We start from the raw sequence: 12070 nt of genomic DNA on the forward strand, positions 1-12070 counted from the left end.
GCAGCGTGTCTCGCGCGAAACGCCCGCCGCGGCGGGGTGGGTGAAGGGAACCGGTCGCTGGTCGGGCGTTGCGTGAGGCGCGGTCAGCGCTGCCCGTGCTTGGTGTCGGTGAAAAGGTCCTTGAACTGGCGCGGCTGCGAGCGCCAATACTGCTTCGGCGCGCGCACCTGCGCGCCGAGTTCGGCCGCCGCGTGCCAGGGCCAGCGCGGATTGTAGAGAAGGGCACGCGCCAGCGAGATCGCGTCGGCCTCGCCCTTCCGCAGGATCGACTCGGCGTGGGCCGCCTCGGTGATCAGCCCGACCGCGATCGTGGTCAACCCGGTCTCGGCCTTGATCCGCTCGGCGAAGGGCACTTGGTAGCCGGCCGCGAGCGGGATCTGCTGGCGCGTGGAGAGCCCGCCGGTGGAAACGTGGATCGCGGCCGCGCCCCGGCGCTTGAGGGCGTGGGTCAGTTCCACCGTCTCCTCGAGGGTCCAGCCGCCCTCGACCCAGTCGGTGGCCGAGACGCGCATCCAGACCGGCTTGCCCGCCGGGACCGCCTCGCGCACCGCCTCGAAGCATTCCAGCGGAAACCGCATCCGGTTGGCGAGCGGGCCGCCGTACTGGTCGGTGCGCTGGTTGGAGAGCGGCGACAGGAACTGGTGCAGCAGGTAGCCGTGCGCCCCGTGCAGCTCGAACCCGTCGATGCCGAGGGTCAGCGCCCGCCGCGCCGTGGCGACGAAGCCGTCGCGGATCCGCTTCAGGCCTTCGGAATCGAGGGCGTGGGGTGCCGCCTCGCCCTCCCCGTGCGCCAGGGCGGAGGGTGCCTCCGTGCGCCAGCCGTCGGGGGCTTCGGGGTCGATCTGGGCGCCGCCGTCCCAGGGGACGCGGCTCGAGGCCTTGCGGCCCGCATGGTTGATCTGGATCGCGATCGGCACCGGCGCGTAGCCGCGCACCGCGTCGAGGACGCGGCCGAGCGCCCGCTCGGTCTCGTCGGAATAGAGCCCGAGATCGCCGGGCGAGATCCGGGCTTCCGGCGAGATCGCTGTCGCCTCCAGGGTGAGGAGGCCCGCCCCCGACATCGCCATCTGCGCCAGATGCATGAGGTGCCAGTCACCAGCCTGGCCGGCATGGGCCGAGTACTGGCACATCGGGGCGACGATGATGCGGTTCTCGAGGGTGAGGTTGTCGAGGCGCAGGGGCTCGAACAGGCGGGCGTTCATGCGATGCGGGACTCCGGCGTGGCGATGCTCCGCGCATAGGTGGCGCGTCGGAGGCCGCTTGGCTACCGGCGTTTTGCGCTACCCCGCCCCGATCCCCCTGCCCTTCAGGCTGGCGCCGATCTCGTCGAGGACGCCGGCATCGTCGATGGTGGGCGGGGTGGTCCAGGGCTCGCCGTCGGCGATGCGCTTCATGGTGCCGCGCAGGATCTTGCCCGAGCGGGTCTTGGGCAGGCGCTGGACGGTGAGCGCGAGCTTGAAGGCCGCCACGGGGCCGATCTGCTCGCGCACCAGCGCCACCAACTCGCCCTCGATGGCCTGCGTCGGCCGCTCGACGCCGGATTTCAGCACCACGAAGCCGCAGGGCTGCTCGCCCTTGAGGGCGTCGCGGATGCCGATCACAGCGCATTCGGCGACGTCCGGGTGGCTGGCCAGCACCGCCTCCATGCCGCCGGTGGAGAGCCGGTGGCCGGCCACGTTGATGATGTCGTCGGTGCGTCCCAGCACGGTGACATAGCCTTCCTCATCGACGATCCCCGCGTCCGAGGTGTCGTACCAGCCCGGATACGTGGTGAGGTAGCTCGTACGGAAGCGCTCGTCCGAGCCCCACAGGGTGGGAAGGCAGCCCGGCGGCAGGGGCAGTCGCAACGCGATGGTGCCCATGGTGCCGGCGGGCACCGGTTTGCCGGCCTCGTCGAGCACCTTCAGGTCGTAGCCCGGCATCGGCACGCAGGCGCTGCCGTGCTTGACCGGCAGCTGGCCGAGCCCGACCGGATTGCCCGCGATGGCCCATCCGGTCTCGGTCTGCCACCAATGGTCGATGACCGGACGCCCGAGCGCCCGTTCGGCCCAGGCCACGGAATCGGGATCCGCCCGTTCGCCGGCCAGGAACAGGGATCGGAAGGCGGACAGGTCGTAATCGCCGACCCGCTCGGCGCGCGGGTCCTCCTTCTTGATCGCCCGCAGGGCGGTGGGCGCCGTGAACAGGCAGGCGACGCCGTATTCCGTGACCACCCGCCAGAGGGCGCCGGCATCGGGCGTTCCCACCGGCTTGCCCTCGTAGAGCACCGTGGTGCAGCCGTGCAGCAGCGGCGCGTAGACGATGTAGGAATGGCCCACCACCCAGCCGATGTCGGAGGCGCAGAAATAGGTCTCGCCGGGCTGGACGTCGTAGAGGCTGGGCATCGACCATTTGAGCGCGACGCAGTAGCCGCCGGTATCCCGCACCACGCCCTTGGGATTTCCCGTCGTGCCGGAGGTGTAGAGGATGTAGAGCGGATCGGTGGCGGCCACCGCCACGCAGTCGGCCCGGGTCCCCTCGACTTGCGCCCGTGCCACCGTCTCGGCCCAATCGCGGTCGCGCCCCGCCACGAGGTCGGCGCGCGCCTGCGGCCGTTGCAGGACGAGACAGGCCTCGGGCTTGTGCGCTGAGGCCGCGATGGCGGCGTCGAGGAGCGGCTTGTAGGCCACGACCCGGCTCGGCTCGATGCCGCAGGAGGCGGCGAGCACCACCTTCGGGGCGGCGTCCTGGATGCGGATCGCGAGTTCGTTGGCGGCGAACCCGCCGAACACCACGGAATGGACCGCCCCGAGCCGGGCGCAGGCGAGCATCCCGAACAGGGCTTCGGGCACCATCGGCATGTAGATTACGACCCGGTCGCCCCGCCCGACGCCGAAATCGCGTAGCACGCCGGCGAGCGTCGCCACCGCGTCGCGCAGGTCCGCGTAGGTGATCCGGCGCTTCGTGGCGGTGACGGGCGAATCGTACAGGATCGCGGCCTGCTCGCCGCGCCCGGCCGCCACGTGGCGGTCCACCGCGTTGTGGCAGGCGTTCAGCGAGCCGTCGGGAAACCAGCGGCCATAGCTGCCGGCCGAAGGATCGAAGGCCCTGGTCGGCGGGCGCGTCCAGTCGATCGCCCGGGCGGCATCGAGCCAGAACGCCTCCGGATCGCCGAGCGAGGCCGCATGGATCGCGGCGTAGGGGCCGGGCTGGGGATGCGGGGCGTGGGGCGTGGCGTCCATGGCGTTTCCTCGCGGGAACCGATCGTGCGTGCCGGTTTACCCGCAGTCTACGCGCGTTTCGCGCGGCCGGGGATTCCTGTCGGGCCGATCGGGACGAAGGCCCGCGTCATGGCCGAAAATGAAAACCGCCGCCCTGGAGACCAGTGGCGGCGGCGAACACTCAGAGACTTAGGAAGGGGGCAGGACAGCCGCTAGTGCAGCGAGTCGGTGTCTCGTCGCAGGCGGTTCATCTCGTCCTTGAGGTGCAGCTTGCGTCTCTTGAGTTCTGCGATGCGCAGATCGTTCGCCGATGGGCGGAGGACGGCGTCGTGGATTTCCCGCTCGAGGGCTTCGTGCTTGCGGGCGAGCTGGGTCAGGTGCGTCTGCAGTGACATGAGCTGTGTCTCCTGTCTCGTTTCGACGGGTTTAGACTGGCACATGATCAGCCGGCTGTCGAAGCCTATCGGCGGCCATGCTTGACGGATGTTTGAGCAGGCGGATGTTTGTGCAGGAGGTGCTCCGGGTTCTTGCCCAGGCACCCGGCCTGTCGCATGGTCTGGCCCGAAGGCGTCCCGGGACATCAGGTGCGATGGCGGTCCAATTCGACAACGATGAAGCGGGGGAGCCGACCGACGAGTTGGCGCGGCTGAAGCAGGAGCATCGCGACCTCGACGGCGCCATCGACGCGCTGGAACTCGGCGTGGTCGCCGACCAGTTGCAGATCCAGCGCCTGAAGAAGCGCAAGCTCTCCCTGCGCGACCGCATCTCGTACATCGAGGACCAGATCACCCCCGACATCATCGCCTGAGGGCGACGCGGTCTAGGGGTATCGACCCTCGGCACGCCTTGCGGGGGCGCCACCGCTTTTGTATTCGGCGTTTTCCGTGAGCTCGGCGCGTCGCCCGGCTGATTTGCGCGTGACCGCGAAGGGATGTGACGACGATGGCGGGAGCCTCCCCGGTCGCGATCATCATGGGCAGCCAGTCCGACTGGGCGACCATGCGGCATGCCGCCGAGACGCTCGACGCGCTCGGCGTCGCCCATGACGACCGCATCGTCTCGGCCCATCGCACGCCCGACCGCCTCGTCGCCTTCGCCAAGGGCGCCAAGGCGGAGGGGTTTCGGGTCGTGATCGCGGGCGCGGGCGGTGCCGCCCACCTGCCCGGCATGACGGCGGCGATGACCCCGCTGCCCGTCCTCGGCGTCCCCGTCGAATCGAAGGCCCTCTCGGGTCAGGACAGCCTGCTCTCCATCGTGCAGATGCCCGCCGGCATTCCGGTCGGCACCCTCGCCATCGGGCGGGCGGGCGCGGTCAACGCCGCCCTCCTGGCCGCCGCCATCCTGGCCCTGACCGATGCGGACCTCGCCGCACGGCTCGAATCCTGGCGCGCCGCGCAGACCGCGAGCGTCGCCGAAACCCCGCGAAGCGACCTGCCTTGACCTCAAATCCCAACATCCGGCCCGGCGCGACCCTCGGCATCGTGGGCGGCGGCCAGCTCGGCCGCATGATCGCGCTGGCGGCGGCGAATTATGGCCTCAAGGTCCACGTCTTCGCCCCCGACGCGGACAGCCCCGCTTTCGACGTCTCGGCCGAGAAGACGGTCGCGGCCTATGACGACGTCGCGGCCCTGGCGCGCTTTGCCGCCGGCGTCGACGTGGTCACCTACGAGTTCGAGAACATTCCGGCCGAGGCCGCCGAGGCGCTCGCCGCCAAGGCGCCGCTCCACCCGAACGCCGCCGCCCTGGCGACCACACAGGACCGGCTCGCCGAGAAGGCCTTCATCAACCATCTCGGCATCGAGACCGCCCCGTTCCGCGCCGTCGATACGGCCGAGGACCTTAACCGCGCGCTCGCCGAGATCGGCCGGCCGGCGGTGCTGAAGACCCGCCGCTTCGGCTATGACGGCAAGGGCCAGCGCATGATCCGGGCCGAGGGCGCGGTGGATCCCGCGGCGATCCTGGCCGAGTTCGGGGGGGCGCCCTGCATCCTCGAAGGATTCGTGCCTTTCGAGGCCGAGGTGTCGGTGGTGGCGGCGCGCGGGGCCGACGGGGCGTTCGCGGCCTACGACCCCTGCGCCAACGAGCACCGCGACCACATCCTCGCGGTCACCCGCGTGCCCGCCCCCGGCATCGCGCCCCAGACCGAGGCGGCCGCCATCGGCATCGCCCGGCGCATCGCCGAGGCGCTCGACTATGTCGGGGTCCTCGCCGTGGAGATGTTCCTGGTGCCGCAGGCGGACGGCCCGGCTCGGGTCGTCGTCAACGAGATCGCCCCGCGCGTCCACAATTCGGGGCACTGGACCATCGAGGGTGCGACGACCTCGCAATTCGCCCAGCATGTCCGGGCGGTCTGCGGCTGGCCGCTCGGGGATCCGTCCAGGGTCGGGGGCATGGCGGTCGAGATGCACAACCTCATCGGCGGCGAGGTCGACGACTGGGCCGCGATCCTCGCCCGCCCGGGGGCGCATCTGCATCTCTACGGCAAGGGCGCAGCGCGGCCGGGCCGCAAGATGGGCCACGTCACCCATCTGGTACCGAAGGCCTGAGCCGCGCAAAAACAGCGGCCTATTTGCGACACCACAGGCCTGTGAACCGGTCCGGCGATCCTTTCGGAGCCGGGTCCCGCGACGGGCCATACCTTCGCCACATCGAACCGCTTGAGCGGACCCTGTCGCCGATCTTTAAGCGCGCATTCACCGCGAGGCGGGATTGTGCCGGCGCGGGCCCCGGAAAACCGAGGTTTCGCGGGCCGACGACATCGATCGAGGGGGCGGCGTCGTGCGCGGCGCCGGGGGGAGCGAAGACCATGACGGTTGTGAAGCTGCGGGCATCGAAGGCGGGGCTGATCGGGGCCACGGCGCTCGTGGCGGCCGCGTTGGCCGGTTGCGAGACCTATGGCGGCGGTGCGACCGCGTCGCGCCAGTTCGCCGTGCTCGAATCCGATGCCACGGGCGCCACCAATGTCAACATCGCCTCCCTCAGCGAGGTGATCCAGCGCAACCCGAACGACGCGGCGGCCTATGTCACGCGCGGCTCGGCCTACGCCCGGGCGGGTCAGTTCAACGACGCCATCGGCGACTTCACCAAGGCGGTGCAGATCGATCCGAATTCGGCCTCGGCCTACAACAATCGCGCGCTCGCCAACCGCCAGATCGGCCGCAACGACGCCGCGCTCCAGGATTTCTCGAAGGCCATCGCGGCCGATCCGAACTACGGGCCCGCCTATATCGGTCGCGCCAACGTGCTGCGCGCGCAGGGCGATCTCGACGGGGCCGGCAGCGACCTCAACCAGGCGATCCGCCTCGCCCCGGAATCGGCCGAGGCCTACCATGCGCGCGGTCTGGTACGTCAGAAGCAGGGCCAGAACACGCAGGCCATCGGGGATTTCGATGCCGCTATCGACCGCAACCCCTTCGTCGCCGCACCCTACGCGGCGCGTGGCCAGAGCCTGATCGCCACCAACCAGTTCGACAAGGCGATCGAGGACTACAACGCGGCCCTCAACGTGAACAACAAGGACGCGACCTCCTGGGCCTATCGTGGCCTCGCCTACGAGAAGTCGAACCGCAAGAAGGAAGCGATGGAGAGCTACCAGCGTGCCGCGCAGCTGGAGCCGGGCAACCCCATCGCCAAGCAGGGCCTCGGCCGCGTCCAGGGCGGCGTCGGCTCGCTGTTCAACTGAAGCGACCCGGGGCCGTCCGATGACGGCCTCGCCGGGATCGGACCTGTCCGACCGCCGTCAGGCGTCGACCCGGCGGTGCTCGCAGAGCATGCGCCGCACCGTGCCGGTGGCCGAGCGGTAGACCACCGTCTCCGTCTCGATCATGCCCGGCTTGAAGCGGACACCCCGGAGCAGGGCGCCATCGGTGACGCCGGTGGCCGCCACGATGACGTCGCCGCGCGCCATGTCGTTCAACTCGTATTTCCGGTTCGGATCGCTGATGCCCATCCGCGCGGCGCGCTCGCGCTTGTCGTGGCTGTCGAGGATCAGGCGGCCCTGCATGTGGCCGCCGATGCAGCGGAGCACCCCGGCCGCGATCACGCCCTCCGGGGCCGCGCCGATGCCGAGATAGATGTCGGCGCCGGTGGCATCCGCGTTGGCGGTGTGGATGATGCCCGCGATGTCGCCGTCGGAGATCAGGCGGATGCCGGCGCCGGTCTCGCGCACGGCGGCCACGAGTTGCATGTGGCGCGGCCGGTCGAGGATGATCGCGGTGATCTGGGCCGGGTCGACGCCCTTGTGCCGGGCCAGCGCCGCGATGTTGTCGGCGGGGCTGGCATCGAGATCGACGAGGCCCGCCGGGTAGCCGGGGCCGATGGCGATCTTCTGCATGTAGACGTCGGGGGCGGCGAGCAGCGAGCCGGCTTCCGCCAGCGCCGTGACCGCGATGGCGCCGGGCATGTCCTTGGCGCAGAGCGTCGTGCCCTCGAGGGGGTCGACGGCGATGTCGACCTTCGGGCCCTCGCCGGTGCCTAGGCGCTCGCCGATGTAGAGCATCGGCGCGTTGTCGCGCTCGCCCTCCCCGATGACCACGGTGCCGTCGATCGGAAGCAGGTTCAGTTCGAGCCGCATGGCGTCGACGGCGGCCTGATCGGCCTCCTTCTCGCGTCCCTGCCCGCGCAGGCGCGCGGCGGCGATGGCCGCGCGCTCGGTCACGCGCGCGAGTTCGAGAGTCAGGGACCGGGCCACCGAGGTGCGCGCGTCCAAATTGCCACCGGACATGAAAACCTTGTGTCCCTACGCTGACGGTTCGGTGGGTTCTATGAACTAAAATGCGCGGGAAAAACGGAGTTTCGTCGATTTTCCGCACTTTTCTTCATCGATCCGAGGATCGCCGACATCGTGGAGGGATGCCTTACTCGCGCTCGATCCGGATCACCTGGGGCGTTTCGGCCAGCAGGCCGTCGGCCGCGATGGCGTCGAGCGCCGCCCGGATGGTGCCCTCGGTGGCCGCATAGGTGATCAGGACCAACGGCACCGGCTGGCCCGAGCGGCCATGCGGGTCCTTCGAGGCGGCGCTCTCTGAGCGGCGCTGAAGGATGCTCTCGATGGAGATCTCGCGCTCGGCCATGCGGGTGGCGACACCGGCGGCGACGCCCGGACGGTCGTGCACCGTGAGGCGGATGTAGTAGCCGCCCTCGTGCCGCTGCATCGCGACGCGCTGCGGCGGGCTCAACGTCGCCGAGGGGCGGCCGAAGGTCGGGCGCCGGGTACCGGCGGCGATGTCGGTGATGTCGCCCACCACCGCCGAGGCCGTGGCCTCGCCCCCGGCGCCGGGGCCGATCAGTGTGAGTTCGCCGACCGCGTCCGCGTCGATGGTCACCGCGTTGGTGACACCCATGACCTGGGCGATGGCGGAGGATTTCGGCACCATGGTCGGGTGCACCCGCTGCTCGATGCCGCCGGCCGCCGCCTGGGCGACGCCCAGCAGCTTGATCCGGAAGCCGAGCTCCTCCGCCATGGTCAGATCGAGGGGCTGGATCGCCGAGATGCCCTCCACCGAGACGCCTTCGGCGTCGATCTCCGTGCCGAAGGCGAGGCTCGTCAGGATGGCGAGCTTGTGGGCGGTGTCGAATCCCTCGACGTCGAAGGTCGGGTCGGCCTCGGCATAGCCGAGGGCCTGCGCGTCCTTGAGACAGGCCTCGAAGGTCAGGCCCTCGCGCTCCATCCGCGTCAGGATGTAATTGCAGGTGCCGTTCATGATCCCGTAGACGCGGGAGACCGTGTTGCCGGTGAGCCCCTCGCGCAGGGCCTTGATCACCGGGATGCCGCCGGCGACGGAGGCCTCGTATGCCAGGGCTACGCCATGCGCCTCGGCCTGCCGCGCGAGCGCCGCGCCATGCTTGGCGAGCAGCGCTTTGTTGGCGGTGACCACGTGCTTGCCGGCACCGAGCGCCGCCTCGACCGTCGCCTTGGCCGCTCCTTCCGCGCCGCCGATGAGTTCGATCACGCAATCCACGTCCGCCGATGTCGCCAGGGCGACGGGATCGTCGAACCAGGTCACGCCGGTCAGGTCGAGGCCCCGGTCGCGGCCCTTGTCGCGCGACGAGACGGCGGTGACGCGGATCGTCCGCCCACTGGTCTGGCCGAGGGCCTCGGCCCGGCGGGCGACCATGCGGACGACGGCGGCGCCGACGGTGCCGAGGCCGGCAACGCCGAGGCGAAGGCTCTGTGTCATGACGTGTTCCGTGAATCTGCCGGGCCGTGAAGCTGCCGCGTCCGGCGGCGGTCCCGTCCGGTGCGGGTCGTCGCGTCGATCGGCGCAAGCGAATGCCGTGCGACGCGGCTCGATCTTCTGCAACGAATCCCCGAAGCGCGCAACAAAACGGCCTGGCTTCAGCGGGCGATCGGTGACGGAATGCGCCGCCGGTACTCCGCCGCGATGCGGATGAGCGCGTAGAGCACGCCCGCGTTGAGAATGTGCCAGAGGGCGTGGGTGCCGAGCGGCCAGACCGGGCAGACAGCCCGGTCCAGGGTCCGGACGGCCAGCGAGAGCGCGAACAGCGCCGCGACCCCGAGGAGGCCGCGCCCGGCCCGTGCCCGCGCCGGGCCGAGGTCGCAACCCTGCGGCTGCAGCAGGCCGGCGGCGACCCCCACCAGCGCCAGGATCGCCGGAACGTAGGCGATCGAGCCGTTGGTGAGCGCGTCCGTCGCGCGGCCCAGCACGATGTCGAGGGCCGGCTCCAGGCCGAGGTTGAGCATGGCAAAGCCCAGGGTGGCGCCGATCGCCGCCGCGAGACCGAGGCCGAAGTAGCGCCGCATCGCCAGGAGGACGTAGCCGTAGATGAACAGCGCGATCGGGATCACGTCGGCCAGCAGCGACCATCGCACCGCCAAGGTGTGGAACAGGAACGATCCGACGCCCACCACGGCCACCAGGGCGCTCAGCGCGAGGGCTGGCCCGTCGAAGCGATCGCCTTGGCGCAGGCGCCATGCCGCGAGCCCGGCGGCCACCAGGAAGGCGGCGTTCGAGAGGGCGTTGACCGGCTCGGCCCAGAACCCGGTGTCACTCCGTTCGCAATAGGCGCAGATCGGTGCCAGCCAATCGGTCATCCGGGGAATTCCTCGTGGGGGTTCCTCGATCGAGACTTCGGCGAACATCCCCCGGCGCGACGCCTTGCCAGCCCGCCACGAAGGTCCGATGACGGGCCAACCTCTGTTCGGCCCGCCTTCTCCTCGTGCGGTGCCCCGGACATCTCGCGCGCCAGGACCCCTTGCCCATGCGGATCGCCACCTGGAACGTCAACTCGATCAAGCAGCGCGTCGGACACCTGCTCGGGTTCCTCGACGAGGCCAAGCCCGACGTGGTTTGCCTGCAGGAGCTGAAATGCCAGGACGAGGGCTTCCCCCGGGCCGAGATCGAGGCGGCCGGCTACGCCGTCGAGACGCTCGGCCAGAAGGCCTATAACGGCGTCGCGCTGCTGGTGCGCGCGCCCCTTTCGATGAGCGAGATCCGGCGTGGCTTGCCCGGCGACGACAGCGACGAGCAGTCCCGCTACATCGAGGCGCTGATTTCCGGCGAGGGGTCGAGGCCGGTCCGCGTCGCTTCCATCTACCTGCCCAACGGCAATCCGGTGGACAGCCCGAAATACCCCTACAAGCTCGGCTTCCTGGAGCGGCTGCGGCTCCACGCCCGGGCCCTGCGCGAGGCCGAGGAGGCCCTGGTCCTGGCCGGCGACTACAACGTCATTCCGGAACCCGAGGACGCGTCCGACCCGGAGCCCTGGCGCGCCGACGCCCTGTTCCTGCCGCAAAGCCGAGCCGCCTTCCGCGCGATCCTGGCGGAGGGGTTCACCGACGCCTTGCGGGCCTGCGACCCGAGGCCCGGCATCTACAGCTTCTGGGACTATCAGGCCGGCGCCTGGAACCGGAATGCCGGCATCCGCATCGATCACCTGCTGCTCTCGCCCCAGGCCGCCGACCGGCTGGTCTCGGCCTCGGTGCAGAAACACCTGCGCGGCCTGGAGAAACCCTCCGACCATGTGCCGGTGACCGTGGAACTCGCCGACGCGTGAGCGAACGAACCGCTCTGTCGCGGGTTGGGGGAACGCTGTTCCACCAACACGGAGTCATACGCACGTGAAACTCTACGGCACCGGTTATTCGCCCTACGTCCGCAAGGTCCTCGTCGCCCTGGCCGAGAAGGGCCAGGCGGTCGAGCACATCCCGCTGTTCTTCCACGACAAGGACCCGGCCTTCCAGGCGGCGAGCCCCCTCGGCAAGATCCCGGCCTTCGAGGACGAGGGATACCGCCTCGCGGATTCCTCGGCGATCCTGTTCTACCTCGAGGCGAAGTTCCCCGACCCGGTCCTGATCCCCACCGAGGCCAAGGCCCGGGGCCGCGCGATCTGGTTCGACAAGTACGGCGACACGGAGATGTTCGACAGCATCATCAAGCCGTTCGCGAACCGCGTGGTGAAGCCTCAGCTCCTGGGCCAGCCCGGAGACGAGGCCGCGATCACCAAGGCGCTCACCGAGGAGCTGCCGAAGATCTACGATTACCTGGAGGCCCAGATCTCAGGCGCGTACCTCGTCGGGGACGCGTTCAGCATCGCCGACATCTCCGTGGTCACGGGCTTCCACAACCTGCACCTGGCCGGTGAGTCGGTCGATGCCGGACACTGGCCCAAGCTCGCGAAATACGTCGCCGGCATTCTCGCACGCCCGTCCTTCGCGACTGCCCTGGCGGCGCGCACGAGCGTCGGCTGAGGCGTCAAACGAACCCGCCTCGCGCCGAGGCGGGTTCAGCGTCGGCGGCGCGCCGAGCCGGTGACCTGCGCGGTGGTTTGAGAGGCCTGCGCCAGGGCGGCGGCGCGGTCTTCCTCGCTCGCGGAGGCCCAGGCCTTGTCGTAGAGGGCGGCGATCCACT

General features: G+C 70.2%; 12 protein-coding genes. 6 read left to right on the forward strand and 6 right to left on the reverse strand.

Features of this window, described 5'->3' with window-relative positions:
* Positions 1–83 precede the first annotated feature (83 nt).
* From JWQ05_RS05185 to JWQ05_RS05195, 3 genes are all read right to left on the reverse strand, one after another.
* Positions 84–1202 (reverse strand): NADH:flavin oxidoreductase/NADH oxidase, encoded by a 1119-nt coding sequence (locus JWQ05_RS05185; RefSeq protein WP_299655537.1) that lies wholly within the window; start codon positions 1200–1202, stop codon positions 84–86.
* Between the two features lie 78 nt (positions 1203–1280).
* Positions 1281–3221, reverse strand: coding sequence for a propionyl-CoA synthetase (locus JWQ05_RS05190; RefSeq protein WP_299655540.1), 1941 nt, complete (start codon positions 3219–3221; stop codon positions 1281–1283).
* Positions 3222–3412: 191 nt separating this feature from the next.
* A complete protein-coding gene (locus JWQ05_RS05195) occupies positions 3413–3595 on the reverse strand; it encodes a DUF465 domain-containing protein (protein ID WP_299655543.1) in 183 nt (60 codons plus the stop codon).
* Positions 3596–3789: 194 nt separating this feature from the next.
* On the opposite strand from JWQ05_RS05195, the gene JWQ05_RS05200 reads away from it, so the two are divergent.
* The 4 genes from JWQ05_RS05200 (at position 3790) to JWQ05_RS05215 (ending at position 6882) form a co-directional block, all read left to right on the forward strand.
* The gene (locus JWQ05_RS05200) at positions 3790–4008 is read left to right on the forward strand and encodes a DUF465 domain-containing protein (RefSeq protein WP_299655546.1); all 219 of its coding nucleotides are present in this window, start codon (positions 3790–3792) and stop codon (positions 4006–4008) included.
* A gap of 134 nt (positions 4009–4142) precedes the next feature.
* On the forward strand, positions 4143–4640 hold the full coding sequence (gene purE, locus JWQ05_RS05205) for a 5-(carboxyamino)imidazole ribonucleotide mutase (RefSeq protein ID WP_299655549.1): 498 nt from the start codon (positions 4143–4145) through the stop codon (positions 4638–4640).
* Positions 4637–5746 carry a 5-(carboxyamino)imidazole ribonucleotide synthase gene (locus JWQ05_RS05210; protein ID WP_299655552.1) on the forward strand — a complete coding sequence of 370 codons (1110 nt, stop codon included), beginning with the start codon at positions 4637–4639 and terminating at the stop codon, positions 5744–5746. Before purE ends, JWQ05_RS05210 begins: the two co-directional genes overlap by 4 nt.
* A 260-nt stretch (positions 5747–6006) precedes the next feature.
* Positions 6007–6882, forward strand: a complete 876-nt coding sequence (locus JWQ05_RS05215) for a tetratricopeptide repeat protein (RefSeq protein WP_299655555.1) — start codon at positions 6007–6009, stop codon at positions 6880–6882.
* A 57-nt stretch (positions 6883–6939) separates the two neighbouring features.
* Here the strand turns inward: JWQ05_RS05215 and glpX are convergent, their stop codons facing one another.
* From glpX to JWQ05_RS05230, 3 genes are all read right to left on the reverse strand, one after another.
* The gene (gene glpX / locus JWQ05_RS05220; protein WP_299655558.1) at positions 6940–7923 is read right to left on the reverse strand and encodes a class II fructose-bisphosphatase; all 984 of its coding nucleotides are present in this window, start codon (positions 7921–7923) and stop codon (positions 6940–6942) included.
* A 133-nt stretch (positions 7924–8056) separates the two neighbouring features.
* On the reverse strand, positions 8057–9379 hold the full coding sequence (locus JWQ05_RS05225; protein WP_299655561.1) for a homoserine dehydrogenase: 1323 nt from the start codon (positions 9377–9379) through the stop codon (positions 8057–8059).
* A 158-nt stretch (positions 9380–9537) separates the two neighbouring features.
* Positions 9538–10254, reverse strand: coding sequence for a ceramidase domain-containing protein (locus tag JWQ05_RS05230; protein WP_299655564.1), 717 nt, complete (start codon positions 10252–10254; stop codon positions 9538–9540).
* 167 nt (positions 10255–10421) lie between these two features.
* Here JWQ05_RS05230 and xth point away from each other — a divergent pair, with 167 nt between their 5' ends.
* Together xth and JWQ05_RS05240 are read left to right on the forward strand one after the other, a co-directional pair.
* Positions 10422–11216 carry an exodeoxyribonuclease III gene (xth, locus tag JWQ05_RS05235; RefSeq protein WP_299655567.1) on the forward strand — a complete coding sequence of 265 codons (795 nt, stop codon included), beginning with the start codon at positions 10422–10424 and terminating at the stop codon, positions 11214–11216.
* A 64-nt stretch (positions 11217–11280) separates the two neighbouring features.
* Positions 11281–11910: a glutathione S-transferase family protein gene (locus JWQ05_RS05240; protein ID WP_299655570.1), complete on the forward strand. Its 630-nt coding sequence runs from the start codon at positions 11281–11283 to the stop codon at positions 11908–11910.
* The last annotated feature ends 160 nt before the right edge of the window (positions 11911–12070 follow it).

Source organism: Methylobacterium sp., assembly GCF_028290105.1.
Lineage (GTDB): Bacteria > Pseudomonadota > Alphaproteobacteria > Rhizobiales > Beijerinckiaceae > Methylobacterium.

Bases quoted from the DNA above. Each gene is read 5' to 3' on its own strand.
- JWQ05_RS05185 (WP_299655537.1), bottom strand. From the start codon at position 1,202: ATGAACGCCCGCCTGTTCGAGCCCCTGCGCCTCGACAACCTCACCCTC.
- JWQ05_RS05225 (WP_299655561.1), bottom strand. From the start codon at position 9,379: ATGACACAGAGCCTTCGCCTCGGCGTTGCCGGCCTCGGCACCGTCGGC.
- JWQ05_RS05230 (WP_299655564.1), bottom strand. From the start codon at position 10,254: ATGACCGATTGGCTGGCACCGATCTGCGCCTATTGCGAACGGAGTGAC.
- JWQ05_RS05195 (WP_299655543.1), bottom strand. From the start codon at position 3,595: ATGTCACTGCAGACGCACCTGACCCAGCTCGCCCGCAAGCACGAAGCC.
- JWQ05_RS05215 (WP_299655555.1), top strand. From the start codon at position 6,007: ATGACGGTTGTGAAGCTGCGGGCATCGAAGGCGGGGCTGATCGGGGCC.
- JWQ05_RS05200 (WP_299655546.1), top strand. From the start codon at position 3,790: ATGGCGGTCCAATTCGACAACGATGAAGCGGGGGAGCCGACCGACGAG.
- glpX (WP_299655558.1), bottom strand. From the start codon at position 7,923: ATGTCCGGTGGCAATTTGGACGCGCGCACCTCGGTGGCCCGGTCCCTG.
- xth (WP_299655567.1), top strand. From the start codon at position 10,422: ATGCGGATCGCCACCTGGAACGTCAACTCGATCAAGCAGCGCGTCGGA.
- purE (WP_299655549.1), top strand. From the start codon at position 4,143: ATGGCGGGAGCCTCCCCGGTCGCGATCATCATGGGCAGCCAGTCCGAC.
- JWQ05_RS05190 (WP_299655540.1), bottom strand. From the start codon at position 3,221: ATGGACGCCACGCCCCACGCCCCGCATCCCCAGCCCGGCCCCTACGCC.